Below are 21,305 nucleotides of genomic sequence, written 5' to 3' on the forward strand. Positions count from 1 at the left end.
ATGCCAGACGTTATGATTGCCAGGACCAGGGACTTCAGTATGCGCCTGCTTGAAACCGTGTTCTTCATTGCAGTATGCTCAATAATCGTCATCGGATGCAGCAGCGGGGTGGAGAACAATGCCTTCACTGACTATGGGCTGTCAAAGGGCGATGTTATGCGGGTTGAAATAACCGGCTTATATAAAAGGACAGATGGACTTCAATACAAAACGGTAGTCCTTGAAAAAGGGGTTACAACTAAGTTGTCAATTGTAGGTTATGATGTAACAAATAATATAATAGCTAACCTGCAGGGAACCTGGGAGTCAGCTAACAAGGACATAGCATCAGTTGACACTACAGGGCATGTTACCGCAGTCTCAGCGGGCAGTACTAATGTCACTGTAATGATGAGAAGTACTGTTACAGGTGAAGTTATAAGCGATGCCGTGGAAATTACGGTGTTGCCATCCCCTGTGCTGCTGAAGCCATGGACAGAATCTCCGGTTCATCTTACACAGTCACTATGGGATCATTCCTCAGCTATATGGAATGGCTATCTCTATGTGGCGGGTGGAAGCTCAGCATGTACTGCTGCTGCAAATGATGGTTGTGGATTTACTGATAAGGTGTACTATGCCAGAACAAATCCGGATGGCTCCATAAGCGATTTCATCAAGACTACCCCTTTGCCAAGATTTTTAAAAGGGCATTCGCTTGTCGCAACTGATGGATACATGTATGTCATTGGAGGAATTGTTCAGACATATTATCCTGGCGCACCTGTTCCGTCTCCTGATCCACCATATCCTAATCCTGATTTTAACTCAGATAATTATGATACCATTTTAAATGGAAGGGTCTTCTATACTAAAATAGGCGCTGATGGCAGTCTTGGCGCATGGATGGAGACTACGCAGCTGCCTCCTTCTGATAAGATTCCACCGGAGAAAATGACTTCTGACCCAGACATTGCTGGTCTCTTTGCCCCTTCTGTAACTGCACATTCAATTTCCGGCAACGGGTCAGACCACGGCTACATATATGTAACAGGCGGTTGGAGCTCGATTTTGAAGTCAAATGTGAATACGGTACTTGTGGGTGTGATAAATCAGTCAGACGGGAGCATTTCGACATGGCTGCATAATGTCAAATCAGACCTTCCCTATAATTTGAGTAAACATACATCTGTTGCCGCAACAGTCAACGGTGACAATTATCTCTATGTTCTTGGAGGTAACACCGGTGATGCAGGTTACCAGTTATTTCATAATGATATGATATATGCAAAAATGGAGTACGATGGTATACTGTCCCCCTGGAAATATTCGACAAATGTTCTCCCTCTAAGACTAATAGATCATGCCACTGCCTCACATGGCAGGCATATATTTGTCTTAGGTGGACGGGATGGGGATGGTGGTGCGTATATAGATAAAAATGGCGTTTATCATGAATATTCGACCTACAATATTTTCAATGATGTTTTCTCATACTTCATAGAGGATACAGGTGACCTTCAGCTGGTGCAAATAGTGCCTGATTTGCCTGTGCCTCTTTTCCATCATGCTGCGGTTGCCGATATAAATAAATCAGACAATTCTATCAATGTTTACGTGACCGGAGGAGCTGGTGGTGATACAGAGTATGAAAGTAACAGGAAAAATTCAGTATATTACATCAGCATACTACCATAAGGACAACTTAATGTATCAGACAATTATTTTTTGCATTCTTTTACTAACAGTAAATTTTGTCATTCCTGATAAGGTTAAGGCAGGAATTTATACTTACGAGGACGAGAATGGCACTATTCACTTCAGCAATGTCCCTACAGACCCCCAATATACTATGATAATACCGCCAAAGCAAGAACCAAAGAAGATGGTCAGGAAAGAGCTTAACAGCAGCCGTCAGGGTGAATTCAATAAACTGATTATAGCCAAGTCTTATCAGTATGGACTGGACCCTGCCCTTGTAAAAGCTGTAATAGCCGTAGAGTCAGATTTTAATCCACGAGCCGTATCGGAAAAAGGGGCGATGGGCCTTATGCAGCTGATGCCCCTTACTGCAAAAGACCTCGGGGTTTCAAACACATTTGATCCTGCGGCCAACGTAGATGGTGGTGCAAGATATCTGAGATACCTCCTGGACTACTTTAACTGGGATATCGAGCTTGCCCTTGCAGCCTATCACGCCGGAATATCGAGGGTGGAAAGGTATGTAGGTATACCCCCCATACCAGCCACACATGACTATGTCAGGAAGGTAAAGAGTACATATAACAGATATGTAATGCAGTAAAATTAATTAGGGACAGCGACTATTTATCCGGTTTGCCGGATAAATAGTCGCTGTCCCTAATTAATTTATTTCTTATTATTCTGATATGCCTCTTCTTGCCGCTCCACTCCGGGAAGTCCTCCCTGTAATGAGCGCCTACACTCTCCTGTCGTTTCATAGCAGATGATACAATGAGGCGTCCTGTATCAAGCATATTTACCATTTCATACTCTCTTCTTGTTATGCCATGATTTCCGGTTTCCTCTGAGAGATTAACCAGATTTTTCCCGGCTGTTTCCAGTGACCTGCCGGTTCGTATAATCCCGGCACTGTTCCACATAATAGTCCTCAGGCTTTCCCGTATATTGTTAACCCTGGACGCACTCAGCGAAGATGAAGAATTATTCATTCTCAATTTAAACAGCTCCGCCACTCCCTTTTGAGCAGATGCGGAGGTTTTGCCCTTTGATGCTGAATATTCTGCTGCTGTCTGGCCTGTTCTTGCGCCAAATACGAGCCCTTCCAAAAGGGAGTTGGATGCGAGCCTGTTTGCCCCATGAACCCCTGTGCATGCCACTTCACCGGCAGCAAAGAGTCCGTCTATGGAGGTGCGTCCCAGGATGTCCGTCTCTATCCCTCCTATCATAAAATGCGCAGCAGGACTCACCGGTATCATGTCTTTTGTAATATCAATATGATAACGCATGCATGAATTATATGTGGCAGGGAATCTTTCCTTAAGCAGTGCCGGACTCATGTGTGTGGCATCAAGGAATACGTAACCACTTCCCTGTTTGTCTGTCTCCCGTATGATCGCCCTTGAAAGTTCATCCCGTGGTGCAAGTTCTGCAAGGGGGTGATACCGGGGCATGAACCTTTTTCTGTTCAGGTCCCTCAAAACAGCCCCTTCCCCCCGTAATGCCTCAGTTATAAGAAAAGACGGCGCAGATGGCAGTGCGAATGTAGTCGGGTGGAACTGGACAAACTCCATGTCGGAAAGCATGGCCCCGGCCCTGTAAGCCACAGCCATCCCGTCCCCGGTGGCGCCCGAAGGGTTGGTGGTCCTTTTATATAACTGACCCGCTCCTCCGGTTGTGATGATTGTTGCCCTCGCAGAAATCCTGTAGACCCTGCCGCTCTCCTCATCCAGCATTACAGCACCCGTACAAACCCCCTCATGAATAGCAAGGTCTATGACAAATTGTTTGGGCAGTTTTCGTATGTTCCTGTTTTCAAGTGCCTTTTTGAGGAGGATCCGGATTATCTCCCCGCCGGTAGAGTCTTTGAAATGAAGGATCCTTCGCCTGCTGTGCGCACCTTCAAGCCCCACCAAATACTCACCGCCGTCCCTGTCAAAGCGGACGCCCCATTCAATGATCTTCTGAACCTGGGCCGGACCATCTTTCACAAGAACATCAACCGCCTTTTTTTTGCAAAGGCCGGCACCTGCATTCAGTGTGTCTTTAACGTGATATTGTATGCTGTCATCATCTGCTATGACTACGGCTATACCACCCTGTGCATAGCTTGAACTGCTCTCAAGCGACTTATCCTTGGTAACAATTAGCACCTTGCCGTGACTGCTCAGCTCTATTGCGGCCCTTAAGCCGGCAATGCCGCTGCCAATAATGAGAAAGTCCGTTTTCATTTTTTTGATATTCCAAACGGGCTGTCGCCTTTGATGTCCGCAGTCCTTAGGCCGGCTCCTGAACGGATTACTATAACGGCGTTGCCTCCTTCTCTAAACGCTTTTTTACCGTCATCCCAGGATCCGTTCCAGTGCACAGAGACATTTACCAAATCCCCGTCAACCTCTATTTTCTCGATAAATATACTCAGTTTTATAGAACTGAACCTATTCATATCCTGAGTGATCGCTTCTCTCATGCCTGTCTCAGACAGATACTCAGGAGTGAACAGTGACAGCATCCCTTCATCGCGCTCTTGATAAAGGTGTTCCAACTGGTTTATCATGTCAACTGTGTTCCTGATCCTCAGAGCATCTTCAGACAGGATTACATTTCCAGCACAACCGGATATGATATACGTGCTCAGAAGGCAAAAAATCAGTAGTCTGACGCGTAATGTTATGCGAGGAGTCATGGGTAGGAAAACTATCATGGAAATCATATATAAGTCAAGAATTCTGTAAGGGGTAATAATGAATTATCATCAGAAAAAGTCTGAAGATGTATTAAGCGCCCTTGCCACATCAGCTAACGGACTGTCAAACAGCGAGGCCGCCAAACGCCTCCTTGAATACGGCCCCAATGAGATTAAAGAGGCTGCCCGGAGAACGCCCCTTGGGATGTTCCTGGATCAGTTCAGGGACTTTATGATCATTATCCTTATAGTTGCCGCAATAATCTCAGGTCTCCTCGGTGAGGTGGCAGATACCATAGCAATTGTGGTTATTGTCATACTCAATGCCATCATGGGTTTTGTCCAGGAATACAGGGCAGAAAAGGCAATCGAGGCGCTCAGGCTGATGGCAACACCTGCATCAACTGTCCTGCGTGAAGGCGTTCCGCATTCAGTGCCCACTCATGAGGTCGTACCAGGAGATGTGATACTCCTTGAGGCAGGCAAAGTAGTGCCGGCAGACCTGAGGCTCATTGAGTCGGCCCAGATTAAAATAGAAGAGGCTGCACTGACTGGTGAGTCTGTGCCTGTGGAAAAGAATATTGCGCCTCTGTATGAGGAGATGGTTCCGCTTGGTGACAGGCGTAACATGGCCTATAAGGGGACTATCGTAAGTTACGGCCATGGCAAAGGGGTGGTCGTTGCCACAGGAATGAAGACTGAGCTGGGCCGTATCGCAACCATGCTTCAGGAGGAAGAAGAGGTAAAAACGCCCCTTCAGAAAAGGCTTGCCAAATTCGGGTCAAAGCTTGCAATTGCTGTAATGGTAATATGCGCAATAGTCTTTGGCATAGGGATACTGAGGGGTGAACCCCCCATACTGATGTTTTTAACGGCAGTCAGCCTTGCTGTGGCAGCCATCCCAGAGGCCCTGCCTGCAGTGGTTACAATCTCTCTCGCCCTCGGGGCAAAAAAACTCGTTAAACAGAATGCACTGATAAGAAAACTCCCTGCTGTAGAAACGCTTGGTTCAGTAACATATATATGTTCAGACAAAACAGGTACACTTACACTTAACAAAATGACAGTGGAAGAGATTTACGCAGACGGCAAATTATGGAAAAAGGGGACAGATGAATTTCCCCGGCTTGACATGCTGCTGACAGCCCTTTCCTTAAACAACGATACCCATTGCGATGCAAAGGGGACTGTGGTTGGGGACCCCACAGAGATAGCCCTCTATAACATAGCTAAAGAGAAGGGTTTTGATAAGCATGAAACAGGTGACAAGTTCAAACGCATCGGGGAGATCCCGTTTGACTCAGACAGAAAGTGCATGACAACATTCCACACGGGATTGCATGAGGGGAAAGTTGTTTCATTCACTAAGGGCGCTGTAGATGTCCTTATGGACAAGTCGGAAAACCTCCTCACTTCAGATGGCAGAAAACCAATAGATTTGGCAACAATTCACAGGATTAACGAAAGGATGGCCGCTGACGGGCTTAGGGTCCTTGGTGTGGCAATGCGGTTGTGGGATACCATGCCGTCTTCTCTTTCTGTTGATGATGTGGAAGATAAACTTACGCTTCTCGGATTTGTCGGTATGATGGACCCTCCGCGGGCAGAGGCGAGGGATGCAGTTACCATATGCAGGGAGGCGGGTATAAGGCCTGTTATGATAACAGGCGACCACCCGATCACGGCAAGGACAATAGCTGGCAGGATAGGCATTATGGACCATGACGGCGATGTTATGACAGGCGCCAGGCTCGAAAGAATGCCTATGGAAGATTTTGAGGCCAGGGTTGAACACATATCCGCTTATGCACGGGTCGCCCCTGAACAGAAGCTAAAGATAGTGAAGGCCCTGCAGGACAAGGGACAGTATGTGGCCATGACAGGTGACGGCGTTAATGATGCCCCGGCGCTCAAAAGGGCGGATATCGGGGTGGCAATGGGTATAACAGGCACAGATGTCTCAAAAGAAGCGGCGCACATGATACTCCTTGACGATAACTTTGCAACCATTGTGAAGGCCATCAAAGAGGGAAGGGAGATATTTGACAATATCAGGAAGTTTATAAAGTATGTCCTCACGAGCAATGCAGGGGAGGTCTGGACATTATTTCTTGCCCCATTTATGGGTCTGCCGATCCCCCTCCTGCCGATACACCTGCTCTGGATCAATCTTGTCACAGATGGCCTGCCTGGCCTTGCCCTTACTGCAGAACCTGCTGAAAAAGACGTTATGAAGCGGCATCCAAGGCACCCGCAGGAGAGTATATTTGCCCATGGACTTGGCGCTCATATCCTGTGGGTCGGATTCCTTCTTGGCAGTGTCACTATATTCACCCAGGCATGGGCTTACTACACCGGACATGCACACTGGCAGACAATGGTCTTTACAGTCCTCTGCCTGAGCCAGATGGGGCATGTCCTTGCCATCAGGTCAGAGAAAGAATCACTCTTTAGTCAGGGTATTTTGTCTAACAAGCCCCTGCTTGGGGCAGTTCTGCTGACCTTCGTACTACAGTTATTAACAATATATGTCCCATTTCTTAATCCTGTTTTTAAGACCGAGCCGTTGTCATTGAGTGAACTCCTGTTTGCGCTTGCTATGTCATCCATACTGTTTGTGGCTGTTGAGATAGAAAAGTGGTTCAAGAGGAGAAAAGAGGCCAGACGAGGAGAAAACTCTTGACAAATTTGCCCTATAAATAGTATAAAATCCGCAACACTATAAAAGCAGCGTGGGGGCTTCCCCCACAGATGACTGAGGGGAGGGTAGTATGGCAAAAGTATTGGAAGGACCAGGCATGGACCTGCTGGAAAAATGGGGTATGAAGGTTCCAAACCATGTCGTAGTAACTTCAGTAGAACAGCTTGATCATCTGGCTACCGCAAATAAGTGGATGCATGAAGGACGCCTTGTAGCAAAGGCACACGAGGCTATTGGAAGCAGGATGAAACTTGGTTTAGTTAAAGTAGACCTTGACCTTAAAGGTGCAATAGCAGCGACAAAACAGATACTCGGTCACAAGGTAGGCACAATGACCATATCACAGGTCATCATATCAGAGATGGTGCCTCATGAAGTGGAATATTATCTTGCCGTGAAATCAACAAGAGAAGGCGCAGACATACTTATGGCAGATTTCGGTGGTATAGAGGTTGAATCAAGGTGGAACGATATAAAGCGCATATCAGTAGAGGTCGGTGATGTCCCTTCAACCGAACAATTGGAAAAACTTGCAAAAGAGGCAGGCTTCAAGGGTGACATGACAGGCAAAATAGCGCAGTTTGCAAAGAATCTCTTTGACTGCTATGAGCGTGAAGACGGCCAGTACCTTGAGATTAACCCACTCTCAGTAACAGCGGGGGGAGAGCTCATAGCCCTTGATATGGTCACTATGCTCGATGCTGATGCCCGCTTCAGACATCCGGACTGGAACTTCTCTTTTGCCTCTGAATTCGGACGCCCGTATACAGAGGACGAGAGGGCAATTATGGAGATTGATTCAAGGATAAAGGGCTCAGTAAAGTTTATTGAAATCCCGGGGGGAGACATTGCATTGCTTCCCGCAGGCGGCGGGGCAAGCGTCTATTATGCAGATGCAATCGTTGCCCAGGGCGGCAAGATTGCAAACTATGCAGAGTACTCAGGAGACCCGCAGGACTGGGCTGTTGAGGCGCTTACTGAAAGGGTTGCCTCATTGCCGAACATCAAACATATAATTGTGGGCGGTGCCATAGCCAATTTCACAAATGTAAAAAAGACATTTGCAGGCATTATTGCGGGATTCAGGAATGTAAGGGCAAAAGGTAAACTGAAGGATGTCAATATCTGGGTGCGCCGCGGGGGGCCGTATGAAAAGGAAGGGCTGGAAGCCATGAGGGCGCTTGAGCAGGAAGGTTTTAAGATACATGTTTACGACAGGTACACGCCGCTTACAGACATTGTAGATTATGCACTGCAGGGCAAAACAAATTAGAGTAAATCAGGAGGTAACCATCCCATGAGTATCGTAGCAGATGAAAATACAAGGGTAGTTATACAGGGAGGGCCTGCAGGGGTAAATGCAGCCCGCCGCATGGCAGAGTTCTCCTATCTTATAAAACAGCCCGTTTGCGTCAAGGCCTTCGTATTTCCACCTGATGCAGGCAAGATGGCGGAGATACCCTACGGAAACGAGACAGTTGCAGTTCCGATATTTGCTTCAATGGCTGAAGCAACAAAGACATTTCCTGAAATAAACACGAGCCTTGTCTACATCGCCCCCAACAGGGCGCTTGAAGCCGCCCTTGAGGCCTTGAGAAGCGAGAACATAAGAGTCGTTTCCATGATTACAGAGGGTGTCGCTGAAAAGGATGCGAAGCTGCTCATAAAAGAGGCAAAAAAACTCGGGAAGATTTTTAACGGTCCTTCGTCAATAGGGATATTTTCAGCAGGGAAATGCCGTCTTGGCGTCATAGGCGGCTCATATGAAAACCTGATGCTTTCAAAACTCAACAGGCCAGGCTCATTTGGTGTAATAACCAAATCAGGAGGACTTTCAAATGAAATTATATGGATATGCAGCCAGTTTGCAAACGGCGTGACAACAGCGGTTGGGATCGGCGGCGACTCATATCCAGGCACTGATTATGTCTCATATCTTGAGATGTTTGAGAAAGACCCGGACACAAAGGCTGTCGTCATAGTGGGTGAGATGGGCGGAAACCTCGAAGAGCGTGCAGCAGAGTGGTATGGCGCAAAGAAGCGCAGGATTAAATTGATAGCAGTTGTATCAGGCTTCTGCCAGGAGGTTCTGCCGAAAGGTATGAAGTTCGGCCACGCAGGCGCAAAGGAAGGATCGAGGGGAGAGGGGAGCGCAAGGGGAAAGTCAGATGCACTCAAGAGTGCCGGCGCCATCGTACCCCAGACATATGGCGCCCTCGGCCCTGCCATTAAAAAGGTATATGAAGAATTTGTTGCAAGCGGCGCAATAGCCCCGGTCAGGGAGACGCCGATAGATCAGCTGCGCAAATGGCCGAAGCCGATTGAAGAGGCTATAAAGACAGGAGAGGTCTCAGTTCAGCCGTTGTTTAAATCCACCATCTGCGACGACCGTGGTGACGAGCCGATGTATTGCGGTTATCCTGCTTCAGACCTTATTAACAAGGGATACGATGTCCCTCACGTTATAGGACTGCTCTGGACAAAACGGCTTATCTCATCTGATGAGGCAGAATTGATCAGGAGAATCCTGATGCTCTCAGCAGACCATGGGCCATGCGTGAGCGGCGCGCTGGCTACCATACTTGCGGCTTGTGCAGACATCCCGATGGCACAGGCAGTTGCTTCAGGCATCACCATGATTGGTCCCCGTTTCGGAGGCGCAGTAACAGATGCAGGCCGCTGGTTTAAATATGCCATTGACAATAACATGAGCGTCGAGGAATTTTTGGCGCATATGAAGGCAAATGTGGGCCCGGTCCCTGGAATCGGCCACAGGGTAAAGAGCGTAAACAATCCTGACAAGAGGGTTAAAGAGCTTGTCAGCTTTGCAAAGAGCCTTGGCAGGCAGCTTCCGCACCTTGATTTTGCACTTGAGGTGGAGAAGATAACGACCGGCAAGAAAGACAACCTTATCTTAAACGTGGACGGGACCATTGCAGTCGTCCTGTTAGACCTCGGATTCCCTGTTGAGAGTCTTAATGGATTCTTTATCCTTGCCCGCACTATGGGGCTTATCGGCCACTGGATAGACCAGAAACAACAGGCTGCACGTCTAATCCGCCTCCATCCATACCTTGCCAGGTATGCGACAGAGCCGAAGAGAGAGGCGCCCAGGGCCGGGGAACCTGTTGAAGTATAATTATGTCAGTAGCGCCGGCCTTTTGGCCGGCTAAAGTTCAAACAACACAGGAGGTGTCAATCATGTTTAAAAAGAAGTACTCAGCAGCCCTTCCGGTAATACTTCTGGCAGCCATTTTAATTACCAACGGTTGCGCAAAAAGGGTTTCCACGTCTCAGTTGGATGAGACAGGCACAAAGCCTTCAGATGCGACTTCTCAGACAAGCAAGTCAGAGTCCCGCAAAGCAGGTGATGATGTTATAGCCATAGCCGAGCCTTCGATCCCTTCTGCAGATATTCATGAGGAAGATCTGAATGCAGAGACTGCAGTTTCATCTGCAAAATTTAAGGATATAAGAGATATATATTTCGATTTCGACATGTATTCGATTCGCGATGATTCAAGGTCCATCCTTCAGACTAATGCCTCGGTTATAAAGAACAGGAAGGCAAAGAAGGTCGTTATTGAAGGTCACTGCGATGATCGCGGGACAAATGAGTACAACCTGGCGCTTGGCGAGCGCAGGGCACAGTCTGCCAAACGCTACCTTCTGGCGCTGGGAGTAAGCCCATCCAATTTATCCACAATCAGCTATGGCGAGGAGAAGCCATTCTGTACTGAACAGAACGAAGAGTGCTGGCAGCAGAACCGCCGCGCCCATTTCGTCGTAGAATAAGAGGTTCGAAGTGTAAGTCCCCCCCCCTTTTCTAAAGGGGGGATAGGGGGGATTTGAATGGGGATGTTCAGATGAAGCTGTTACACTATTTGTTCCTGCTGTTTCTCGCAATCTCAGTCATAACAGGCTGTGCACCAGGCGTTACGTATCTTATTGACGTTGCATACGTGCCCAGGATAAGTCAGCAGCCTGCGGCGCAATCTGAGCAGCTCAGGGTTGCTGTAATCCCGTTTGAAGATGCAAGAGAAAACAAAAAGGGCATCGCTGTGAGGCGCCGTCTGACAGGCCAGACAGATGAATTTGAAACCAGGCCATATCCTGCGTCTGCAGCAGTCACAGACACCCTGTTAAGCGCGCTCAAGATTCATGGTTACCAGCCTGTAACTGCTCCAAAGGGCAGGGAACTGGGTACTGTTGCAGATGACACATCGGGTCAGTTGGTGTTGTCCGGCAGGATAGAGGAACTGTGGGCAGATATTGTAACAGAGTCCGGTCTGACCAATATCAAGACCAGGGTCAGCCTCAGGGTCAGCATTTTTAATGCAAGCGACAAGTCTGCAAGGACTGTGACCGTACAGGCTGAATCAGAGCCGAGGGTCGTCCTGTTCAGCCCCGGACTCCTGCAGAATGCAGTCAACGACACACTGACAGAGGCTATAAATAAGCTCCTCTCATCCCTAAAGTAGCATTTACCTAAGGATTACCAACTTTACAATATTATGTGCTATAATAGCACACTATGTCTAACACAGTCCGCGTACGATTTGCCCCAAGCCCCACAGGCTTCCTCCACATAGGCGGTGTCAGGACCGCCCTGTTTAACTGGCTGTTCGCCCGCCACAACAAGGGTGCATTCATCCTCCGCATAGAGGACACGGATCAGGACCGTTCCACAGACGAATCCATCCAGGCTATCATCCAGGGTATGGAGTGGCTTGGCCTTGGCTGGGATGAGGGACCATATCGCCAGACAGAGAGGATGCACATCTACAAGGATCATGTTGATAAGCTGCTGCAGGAGGACAAGGCGTATCACTGCTATTGTACACCAGAAGAGCTTGAAGGCCGCAGGAAACAGGCCCTTGCTGAAAAGCGCATCCCTAAATATGACGGCAGGTGCAGGGAGTTGAAAGTACCTGTCCCCGGAAAGACGCCTGCAATCCGTTTCAAGGCGCCTCTCGGGGGAGAGACAGTTGTCAATGACCATGTGAAGGGACGTATCGTTTTTGAAAATGCCCAGCTCGATGACCTGATAATAATGCGCTCCGACGGCTGGCCTACATATAATTTCTGCGTTGTTGTGGATGATGCTGACATGAACATAACTCACGTTATAAGGGGCGATGATCATCTTAATAATACACCGCGCCAGATTCAGCTATATAAGGCATTTGGCTACAGCACGCCTGAATTTGCCCACCTCCCGATGATACTGGGCCACGACAAGACAAGGCTTTCCAAGCGGCACGGCGCAACATCAGTAACAGCATACAGAGACATGGGCTATCTCCCCGAGGCTCTCGTAAATTATCTTGCGAGGCTTGGCTGGTCTTACAAGGACCAGGAGGTATTCAGCCGCGATGAACTCATAGAGAAGTTTTCTCTGGAGCATGTAGGCAAGTCAGCCGCAGTGTTTAACCCTGAGAAGCTGCTGTGGCTCAACAGCCACTACATTACAGGTATGGACACGAAGGAGATTTCAAACCGCCTGAGGCCGTTTCTCACAGCCGATGGCCTTATCACACAGGACACTCACCTTGATGAGGTATGGATGGGTAAGGTTATAGCATCCCTTAAGGAGCGGTGCCGCACACTCACAGAATTTGCAAGCGCAGCCAGGTATTTCTTCTCTGATGATATTGAGACAGACCCTGAGGCCGCAAAAAAGTTTCTCATATCCGGCAACAGGGGAGTCCTTGAAGACGTGTTAAAGGGACTTGAGACGATCCCTTCCTCTTCTGAGGCAGATATAGACGCGCTCTTCAAAGAGATTATGGCAAACAGGGGCATCAAGATGGGTCAGGTTGCCCAGCCGGTGCGCGTTGCCCTTACCGGCCGCACAGTCAGTCCAGGGATATTTGAGGTTTTAGACATACTGGGCAAAGACAAGGTCTTATCGCGCCTCAGATCAGCTATTGACAAAATCTCCGCTGAATCCACCGGCTAATTATAAAGGCAGGCGCTGCAGCTCTACGGTCTGTATTTCAGGAAGTAAATCTCACGCTCCCCGGCAATGCCCTCTTCCCAGGCCACGTACATGGACTTCTTTGAGTCCGTAGCTATGTAAGGTGATGACGAAGGGGCTGGGGTGTTCGACAGATTTTTAGGGACTGAGAAGTTTTGTCCCATGTCTTTTGAAACTGACAGAAAGATATCCTTGCTGCTGCCGTTATAGCCTTCCCACACAATGACTATATTTGAGCCGGCTGCAGCCACCACAGGTGATGATGAGATGCCTGTACCGGACGATATCTGCAGTGGTTTGGTAAAATGGACTCCCCAGTCACCTGAGACTGCAAACCATACACTATCCTGGTCTGACCACACTGAATATATAGCGCCGTCTGGGGTTGCAGCAGCCTGAGGACAGGATGGAGAAACAGAGCCAGGCGAAATACTGTTTGGCATACCGAAAGAAGGTGGCAATATAGGGTTCCATGCACTGAATTGAATTGAGTTATCCCCCTTATATACCAGGTATGGTCCGCCGGCAACAGGCAGGATTACAGGACAGGAAGCATCAGTGGTTATTACAGAAACAGGTTCAGAAATCGCGATATCCCCATCCCAGTTTGTAAATTGTGATGAGACTATTGTCCTGCTTCCGCCTTCCCCCTCAACCCAGACCGCCTTGGGAAAATTAAATGACCCTTCAACTGACAACAATGGTTCACTTGAATCTGAAGACAGTGTTTCCGACAGATTCAATGGACTCGAGAAAGTGCCTCCTTTATTAACAGAGTAGCTGTAGTATATCTCACCGCCGCCACTGTCGTTTCCTTTCCATGCTATGCCAATATTACCGCTGCCATTCATGGCGAGGCGTGGTGAAGACACAGTTCCTGTTGTAACAGCCGACAGCAACTTGCATTGTGAGGGATCACTGTAAAACATCACGCTGGATGTGCCGGGTGATTTCTCAATCCATGCGATGTAAAGGTCGCCGTTATCACCTGTCTTAAGGATGAAATCCCCTGAGTCCTCAGGATTTGTTTTGCACTGTGCCCAGCTTGCAATGTTTTCAGGAGGAAAGAAATTAGCCCCTGAATTGCTTGAATACTCAAGATATATCTCTTTTTTTGGGTTGCCTGTCACCTCTTCCCATGCTACATAAACATCCCCCCTGGAATTTGCAGAGATTACAGGTTTGGAAGAATCATTAGCGCTTTTTGATAAATTAACTACGGAGCTGCCTCCGTTATTGAGCCCACCGCCGCCGCCTCCGGCGCCACAACCGGCAATGGCAGATAAGGCCGCAGAAATCACAAGGATTGAAGTCATCAACTTCATTACATTATTAAGTAGCAACATATATACCAAAGTCAGTTGAACCGTTATATGACTGGGCTCACAAGGAGTCATAAAAAACGTCATTCCCGCGAATGCGGGAATCCAGACCGGTGGCCTGGTTCTGGATTCCCACTCCCCGCTTAACTCATGCGGGGACAGGTTGCGTGAGAATGACGGGTGAAAAATCCTGCGGGGACAGGTTACGGGGAATGACGGGTACTTTGGAGCATTTTCAGGTGAACCGTCATGAGCCCTTCGACTGTTCGACAAGCTCACAGCTCAGGGCTCACTAGGGTTCATGAAAACGTCATTCCCGCGAAAGCGGGAATCCAGACCGTGGGCATGATTCTGGATTCCCACTTGCGTGGGAATGACGGGTGAAAAATCCTGCGGGGACAGGTTCTGTGGGAATAACGGGTACTTTGGAGCATTTTCAGGTGAACCGTCATGAGCCCTTCGACTGTTCGACAAGCTCACAGCTCAGGGCTCACCAGGGTTCATAAAAAACGTCATTCCCGCGTAAGCGGGAATCCAGACCGGGGCCTGGTTCTGGATACCCACTCCCCGCTTAAATCATGCGGGGACAGGTTGCGTGGGAATGACGGGGTGAAAAATCCTGCGGGGACAGGTTCCGTGGGAATGACGGGTACTTAGGAGTATTTTCGAGTGAGCATATTCATATTGGTTATTGACTGGGGTGTTTTTACACAAATTTGAGGTAAATTGTATTCTATGGCCACACTTGCCAAATTTGTCCAATTGACATATCATATCGTCTAAAAACATATCTTGTTATATATTATAGAGATTTATTCAAATTGATTTTTTAACTCAATAAAGGTATTATCTTTGCATATAAAATCTTTGACTAAAAGTATGTTTTAACTGTGTGTTAATTAAACAGCACCTTCTATCAAGGCAAACTATCCGTGAGGATAGGGCGCAACGCCAAGGGGCTTTTAGAAAAAAGCAAGCCGGGCTGCCGAGGTGCAATAAGCTTTCGTAAAGGGAAGATATTGCAGTTTGGCAGTCCGGCTTTTTTATTTTAAGAAGCAGGCCATATTACGCAACTAATGTCGGGGGAGGGAAAAGAAGATGAGATACCGTGCAAATTATAGTAGAACATATAGCCCTCATCCTGGCAGCCTGAGAAAAAAATCAGCCCTGACATCTCTTCTTATCCTTACAGCCTTCATAACCGGTCTGATAACTATGACTGTTGCAACCGTATCCCCTGCCCATGCTGTAACAGGGTCAGAGGCAATAGTCACCGACCAGCTGGAATACATGATTGGCGATACTGCGGCAATATCAGGCACCAATTTTGATCCTGGAGTTCCTGTGACAATTAACGTCGTCCGTGTTGATGGTATTATTGATACCGCTGCAGTTACAACTGACGGCACCGGGGCATTTACATACAACTACTACCTAAATCCCAATGCAATACCGGACCCGGAACTGGCCTATTTCGGAACACTCACTGTGAACGTCCGTGATGAGCTTGGAGCCATCCTCGCTTCTACAACATTTCTTGATAACCCTAATTATCTGCTCCAGGGCTGCTCCAGGGACAAGGGAGATTGTACTGACAGTTTGTCCGGCACCGGCTGGGCCGATGGAACGAGTCCTATGGACGGATGGACGAGCGGAAATGTCAAGGGATGGTACGAGCAGGAATATGTTCCCTATCGTTTGAGGATCAACCTTAGAAAAAGCTCAGATGGAAACAAGAATTATTACATCATGAATCAGCATGACAACCTAAGGAGCGGGACATACGGAGTAGATGGAATAGGAGACTTCTATGTAGGTTCAGGCCCTGATTCTTCTGTATATCCTGAAGGCAAGCTTACCAAGAACTGTACGGTACGGGCCGCAGGCACCGGTATTTTAGTTCCGACAACAGGCACGCCATGTTATGTTTCCGGTCCGATTTACTCAGGGATTGATGATGACGGTGATGGCTATACAGATGAAGAGGCAGTTGATGGGATTGACAATGACGGAGACGGCAGGATAGATGAAGATGTGCAGAGTGGTTCTAATCCGGCCAGGCAGATACAGTTTGTTACAGCAATAAGGTTTGAATCTTCAGAGGCAGGCAGTTCCAGTAAGAGATGGGCGTTGTACTGGAAGGCACACCTTGCAACGGGATCCCACAACTTCCCAGGCTCATCACTTCATGCACAGACTACCGCAAGCGGGAACCAGAATGTACCTGTTTCAGACGTTCATGCAGCCCTTGCAGCAGACCTTTCCATTACCAAGACAGACTCTCCTGATCCGGTCAGCGCCGGCGGGACAATTACATATACAATAACAGTGACCAATAACGGGCCGGATTCGGCGACGAATATAACGGTGACAGATACGTTACCTGCCGGAGCATACCCGGTAACCTTTGTAAGTGCAACCGGGACGAACTGGACATGCAGCTACAGTTCGGGTGTGGTGACCTGTAACCTTGATAACGACAGTTGCTCGGGGACAATACCGCCAATTTACATCACTGTAACTGCCCCGTCACCAGCATCTCAGACAACAATTACAAACAGTGCAACTGTGAATGGTTCTCCGAATGATCCAAATACAGGAAACAATACTGCTTCAGCGACAACAACTGTGAATGCCGTACCGATTCCTGTAAGTGATTTGTCCATAACAAAAACGGATGCCCCGGACCCTGTCAATGCAGCAGGTGTCCTGGTTTACACCCTGAGTGTATACAATGCAGGACCAAGCAATGCAACGAATCTGACTGTGTCGGATACCCTGCCATCCGGTGTGACCTATGTAAGCTCCGGCGGCACCGGATGGACCTGCGGACATAGCAGCGGGGTTGTTACCTGCACCAGGTCAAACTTATCAAATGGTGCAACAGCGCCTTTGATTACGATTACGGTTAATGCCCCTGTAGTCGGAGGAGTTATAAACAACACTGCCTCAGTTACCGGATATCAGAATGACCCCAATAGCGCCAACAACAGCACAACGATACCAACAACAGTCATTGCAGTTGCCGATCTGTCAATTACAAAGACAGATTCACCTGATCCTGTTAATCAGGGTGCGCAAATAACGTATACACTTACTGTCAGCAATGCCGGACCAAGCTCAGCAAGCGGTATAGTAGTAACAGACGCCCTGCCTCTTGGAAGTACATTTGTCAGCGCCACAGGAAGCGGTTGGAGCTGCAGCTATAGCAGCGGTGTCGTGACATGTACTTTGGCAAGCCTCAATTCCGGCGCAACGGCTTCTGTCATCACTATCAAGATTAGTCCACCGAATCAGGCGGGAGATATCAGCAATACAGCGGGTGTATCGTCTACTGTGGCTGATCCAAACTCCTCCAACAATGCCGCTTCTGCAAACACTACGGTAAATCCTGCGGCAAATCTTTCCCTTGCCATGTCAGATTTTCCTGATCCTGATACAGCAGGACAGGATCTCACATATACCCTCGTGATCACAAATTTAGGCCCTAATACGGCGTATAATGTAGTCTTGTCTGACTACCTGCCGCCGGGTGTAACATTTGTTTCAGCGAACTCCACTTCAGGCAGTTGTACTCCGTCAGGAAGCACCGTGACATGCAATATAAGCAGTATTCCCAATGGCGGGACTGTGACAGTCACAGTGGTTGTAATACCGAGTGAAGGGGGCTCACTTGGCAGTTCAGCCTCTGTTACAAGTACAACCCACGATCCCGTTACCAGTAACAATAATAAGTCCGTAACGACAGGAGTTATCGCCGTATCAGATTTGTCAATTACAAAGACAGATGCACCGGACCCTGTAAGTATAAGCGGCACACTGGCCTATACCCTTAGTGTGAACAACAACGGGCCGAGTACAGCTTCCAATCTGATTGTTCAGGATACTCTGCCTGCCACGGTTGGTTATGTCAGCGCCAGTGGAACAGGATGGACATGCAACCAGAGTGGAGGGCTTGTTACATGTACCAGATCAAGCCTTGCAGTCGGCGCTGCACCTGATATAACCATTACAGTAACAGGACCGTCAGCAGGCGGTTCCATAAGCAATACGGCGAGCGTCTCTTCAAGTGTGAATGATTCGAATTTGTCTAATAACAGTTCAACAGCGAGCACAAATGTAACGCCGGCGGTTAATCTCTCCATCACCCAGACAGATTCTTCTGATCCTGTAACAGCCGGAGGGACGTTCTCATATTTGATTACAGTGGCCAACAGTGGTCCAAATTCAGCAACTGGTGTGACAGTGACAGATACCCTGCCGGCAACTGCGTCATTTGTCAGCGCCAGCGGCACAGGATGGACATGTCCGGCCCCGGTTAGCGGCACACTTACATGTACCAGAGCCGGTCTCGGCATTGCGACAGCGCCGGTCATTACTGTTACACTGACAGCCCCCCCTGAAAGCGGCGCCATCAGCAATACGGCAATAGTATCCGCCAATGAAGGGGACCCTGTTCCTGCAGACAACAGCTCAACAGAGCCTACTGTCGTAACAGGTGTGTCGAATCTTTCCATTACCAAGACGGATTCTGCAGACCCTGTAACAGCAGGGGGGGCGTTATCATATACCATTACAGTGACCAACAGTGGTCCGAGCACAGCACACAACGTGACGGTAACGGATACACTGCCGTCTGGTGTTGGATATGTAAATGCAACCGGCACAGGGTGGACTTGCACGCCCGGGGTTGGAAGCGTATCATGCACCCGTTCGAGCCTTGCGCCAGGGACAGCGCCTGTTATTACCATTTCAGTAACAGCGCCGTCAGAAGGCGGTTCTATCAATAATTCAGCGACAGTATCTGCCAATGAAAGCGACCCTGTACCAGGCAACAACAACGCGTCACAGGGGACGACAATCAATGCCTCGGCAGACCTGGCTATCACAAAGGGTGATTCACCTGATCCTGTGACTGCAGGCGGTACTCTTATATACACGCTTACAGTGACCAACAATGGTCCAAGTACTGCTACTGGTGTTACAGTGACGGATAACCTCCCGTCAGGTGTAACATATTCGGGTTACAGCGGGGCCGGCTGGAGTTGCCTGCATAGCTCTGGTGTTGTGACCTGCACCACTGCCTCTCTTGGAACAGGGATAGCGCCTGTTATTTCCATTACAACAACAGCTCCGTCAACAGCAGGAACCAAGACCAATAACGCGTCAGTAACCTCAGCAGTCAGCGATCCGGTAAGCGGCAATAACTCCGCAAGCCAGACCACAACAATTAATCCGCCGTCAGGGGCAAATGCAGACCTCGCGATAACAAAGTCAGATTCGCCAGATCCTGTTTACGCAGGGGCTGCATTAACATATACACTTAATGTGACCAATAATGGTCCTGATACTGCGACAGGTGTCGTTGTAACGGACAGCCTGCCATCAGGCGCTGCATTTGTAAGCGCAGGCGGGACAGGATGGACATGTAATAATGTCAGCGGGGTTGTGAACTGTAACCTGTCAAGCATCTCCACAGGGCCGGCGCCTGCAATATCTATTATACTGACTGTGCCGGCTGTATCGTCCCTGACCAACACGGCGATTGTATCGTCGAATGACGGAGATCCGAATATGGCGAATAACAGCAGCACAGCGACAACAACAGTGACGCCGTCTGCAGATGTCTCTGTGACCAAGACAGATTCGCCGGACCCGGTGGTATTACCGGGTGATCCCCTTCACTATACCATTACTGTGACTAACAACGGTCCGAGTACGGCAACAGGCGTAACACTCACGGATGTGCTGTATTCGACCCTGACCTATCAAAATGCATCATCTACCCAGGGCTCATGTACATACTCAAGCGGCACTTTAACATGTAATATTGGCACCATGGCAAGCGGGGCTTCAGTAACTGTGACAGTAAATACGCTGACCACCCTGAAGGGCATGATTGACAACACGGCCACAGTATCTGCCGCTCAGTTTGATCCGAACATGGCAAACAATACAGGCAATGAGACCACAAATGTTGGTGATATCTCAAGGCTTCTGAACATCTCTACAAGGGCCTGGGTCGGGACAGGAGAAGACAGGGAAATAGGAGGTTTTATAGTAGGCGGCAGCATACCCAAGAAGCTCCTTATAAGGGGACGCGGTCAGTCAATGAGCGGAGCCCCGTTTAATATAACAGGCACCCTTAACAATCCGTATCTGCGACTGTTCTCGTCTTCTGCAGGTGATTACATTGCGCAGAATGACAACTGGGGTGATCAGAGCGACCCTCTGTGTTCAAACAAGGGTTTTGTCTGTGGTACACAGACAGAAATTGTGGCTACGGGCATTTCCCCCTGCGTACCTAATCCGGGTCAGACATCTACACCTCCCGGGTGCTCGAATGAGTCTGCTATCATGATCACAGTACCCCCTGGTTCCTATTCTGCGGTGTTGAGCGGGGTAAGTAACGGCACAGGTGTAGGCCTGATCGAGGTGTTTGATATGGACGGGAGCACCATGCCCAAATTGGTCAATATATCCACCCGTGCGCAGGTGCTGACAGGAGACAACAGGATGATAGGCGGCTTCATTATTGGCGCTGGAAATGGAAACAAGAAGATACTCCTCCGTGCACGCGGAGCCTCGATGGCCGGGGCCCCGTTTAATATAAGCGGTACGCTGTCTAATCCATACATAAGGCTGTTCTCATCCCCAAAAGGCGCATACATAGCCCAAAACGACAACTGGGGTGATCAGAGCGATACCCTTTGTTCGACAAGTGGTTTCGTCTGTGGTAATCCGGCACAGATTACAGCTACAGGTATGGACCCATGTGTGCCGAATCCCGGCCAGACATCTGCACCTCCAGGGTGTTCGAATGAGTCTGCGATCCTGATTACAGTGCCGCCTGGGAGTTATTCAGCGGTAGTAAGCGGGGTCAATAATGGTACGGGAGTGGGACTGGTAGAGATATTTGAACTGGCGGAATAATAC

12 protein-coding genes and 1 riboswitch are annotated in these 21,305 nt (G+C 48.7%); of the genes, 9 read left to right on the forward strand and 3 right to left on the reverse strand.

Annotated features, from left to right (window positions below):
* Both IT393_00560 and IT393_00565 read left to right on the forward strand, forming a co-directional pair.
* Positions 1 to 1,677, forward strand: a complete 1,677-nt coding sequence (locus IT393_00560; GenBank protein MCC7201149.1) for an Ig-like domain-containing protein — start codon at positions 1 to 3, stop codon at positions 1,675 to 1,677.
* 10 nt (positions 1,678 to 1,687) lie between these two features.
* Positions 1,688 to 2,284: a lytic transglycosylase domain-containing protein gene (locus tag IT393_00565; GenBank protein MCC7201150.1), complete on the forward strand. Its 597-nt coding sequence runs from the start codon at positions 1,688 to 1,690 to the stop codon at positions 2,282 to 2,284.
* 19 nt (positions 2,285 to 2,303) lie between these two features.
* On the opposite strand, the gene nadB is transcribed toward IT393_00565, so the two are convergent.
* Together nadB and IT393_00575 are read right to left on the reverse strand one after the other, a co-directional pair.
* Complete coding sequence (gene nadB, locus IT393_00570) at positions 2,304 to 3,911, reverse strand: L-aspartate oxidase (GenBank protein MCC7201151.1); 1,608 nt, start codon at positions 3,909 to 3,911, stop codon at positions 2,304 to 2,306.
* Positions 3,908 to 4,366: a hypothetical protein gene (locus IT393_00575; GenBank protein MCC7201152.1), complete on the reverse strand. Its 459-nt coding sequence runs from the start codon at positions 4,364 to 4,366 to the stop codon at positions 3,908 to 3,910. The genes nadB and IT393_00575 overlap by 4 nt, the downstream gene beginning before the upstream one ends.
* Positions 4,367 to 4,424: 58 nt before the next feature.
* Between IT393_00575 and IT393_00580 the strand changes: the two genes are divergently transcribed.
* The 6 genes from IT393_00580 (at position 4,425) to gltX (ending at position 13,029) form a co-directional block, all read left to right on the forward strand.
* On the forward strand, positions 4,425 to 7,049 hold the full coding sequence (locus IT393_00580; protein ID MCC7201153.1) for a cation-translocating P-type ATPase: 2,625 nt from the start codon (positions 4,425 to 4,427) through the stop codon (positions 7,047 to 7,049).
* Positions 7,050 to 7,137: 88 nt separating this feature from the next.
* Positions 7,138 to 8,340: an ATP citrate lyase gene (locus IT393_00585; GenBank protein MCC7201154.1), complete on the forward strand. Its 1,203-nt coding sequence runs from the start codon at positions 7,138 to 7,140 to the stop codon at positions 8,338 to 8,340.
* 24 nt (positions 8,341 to 8,364) lie between these two features.
* On the forward strand, positions 8,365 to 10,206 hold the full coding sequence (locus IT393_00590; protein MCC7201155.1) for an ATP citrate lyase: 1,842 nt from the start codon (positions 8,365 to 8,367) through the stop codon (positions 10,204 to 10,206).
* A 62-nt stretch (positions 10,207 to 10,268) separates the two neighbouring features.
* Positions 10,269 to 10,862 (forward strand): peptidoglycan-associated lipoprotein Pal, encoded by a 594-nt coding sequence (pal, locus tag IT393_00595; GenBank protein MCC7201156.1) that lies wholly within the window; start codon positions 10,269 to 10,271, stop codon positions 10,860 to 10,862.
* 71 nt (positions 10,863 to 10,933) lie between these two features.
* Entirely contained in the window at positions 10,934 to 11,548 is a 615-nt protein-coding gene (locus IT393_00600) for a hypothetical protein (GenBank protein MCC7201157.1), read from the forward strand.
* Between the two features lie 53 nt (positions 11,549 to 11,601).
* On the forward strand, positions 11,602 to 13,029 hold the full coding sequence (gene gltX / locus IT393_00605; GenBank protein ID MCC7201158.1) for a glutamate--tRNA ligase: 1,428 nt from the start codon (positions 11,602 to 11,604) through the stop codon (positions 13,027 to 13,029).
* 23 nt (positions 13,030 to 13,052) lie between these two features.
* On the opposite strand, the gene IT393_00610 is transcribed toward gltX, so the two are convergent.
* The gene (locus tag IT393_00610; protein MCC7201159.1) at positions 13,053 to 14,372 is read right to left on the reverse strand and encodes an exo-alpha-sialidase; all 1,320 of its coding nucleotides are present in this window, start codon (positions 14,370 to 14,372) and stop codon (positions 13,053 to 13,055) included.
* 907 nt (positions 14,373 to 15,279) lie between these two features.
* Positions 15,280 to 15,359, forward strand: a riboswitch (cyclic di-GMP riboswitch).
* 108 nt (positions 15,360 to 15,467) lie between these two features.
* On the opposite strand from IT393_00610, the gene IT393_00615 reads away from it, so the two are divergent.
* Positions 15,468 to 21,302, forward strand: coding sequence for a DUF11 domain-containing protein (locus tag IT393_00615; GenBank protein ID MCC7201160.1), 5,835 nt, complete (start codon positions 15,468 to 15,470; stop codon positions 21,300 to 21,302).
* Positions 21,303 to 21,305 lie beyond the last annotated feature (3 nt).

It is taken from the genome of Nitrospirota bacterium (assembly GCA_020851375.1).
GTDB lineage: Bacteria > Nitrospirota > 9FT-COMBO-42-15 > HDB-SIOI813 > HDB-SIOI813 > RBG-16-43-11.

What these genes read in the sequence shown, in the direction of transcription:
- gltX (MCC7201158.1), top strand. Translation starts at nt 11,602, where the DNA reads ATGTCTAACACAGTCCGCGTACGATTTGCCCCAAGCCCCACAGGCTTC.
- IT393_00615 (MCC7201160.1), top strand. Translation starts at nt 15,468, where the DNA reads ATGAGATACCGTGCAAATTATAGTAGAACATATAGCCCTCATCCTGGC.
- IT393_00565 (MCC7201150.1), top strand. Translation starts at nt 1,688, where the DNA reads ATGTATCAGACAATTATTTTTTGCATTCTTTTACTAACAGTAAATTTT.
- nadB (MCC7201151.1), bottom strand. Translation starts at nt 3,911, where the DNA reads ATGAAAACGGACTTTCTCATTATTGGCAGCGGCATTGCCGGCTTAAGG.
- IT393_00560 (MCC7201149.1), top strand. Translation starts at nt 1, where the DNA reads ATGCCAGACGTTATGATTGCCAGGACCAGGGACTTCAGTATGCGCCTG.
- IT393_00575 (MCC7201152.1), bottom strand. Translation starts at nt 4,366, where the DNA reads ATGACTCCTCGCATAACATTACGCGTCAGACTACTGATTTTTTGCCTT.
- IT393_00585 (MCC7201154.1), top strand. Translation starts at nt 7,138, where the DNA reads ATGGCAAAAGTATTGGAAGGACCAGGCATGGACCTGCTGGAAAAATGG.
- IT393_00610 (MCC7201159.1), bottom strand. Translation starts at nt 14,372, where the DNA reads ATGAAGTTGATGACTTCAATCCTTGTGATTTCTGCGGCCTTATCTGCC.
- pal (MCC7201156.1), top strand. Translation starts at nt 10,269, where the DNA reads ATGTTTAAAAAGAAGTACTCAGCAGCCCTTCCGGTAATACTTCTGGCA.
- IT393_00580 (MCC7201153.1), top strand. Translation starts at nt 4,425, where the DNA reads ATGAATTATCATCAGAAAAAGTCTGAAGATGTATTAAGCGCCCTTGCC.
- IT393_00590 (MCC7201155.1), top strand. Translation starts at nt 8,365, where the DNA reads ATGAGTATCGTAGCAGATGAAAATACAAGGGTAGTTATACAGGGAGGG.
- IT393_00600 (MCC7201157.1), top strand. Translation starts at nt 10,934, where the DNA reads ATGAAGCTGTTACACTATTTGTTCCTGCTGTTTCTCGCAATCTCAGTC.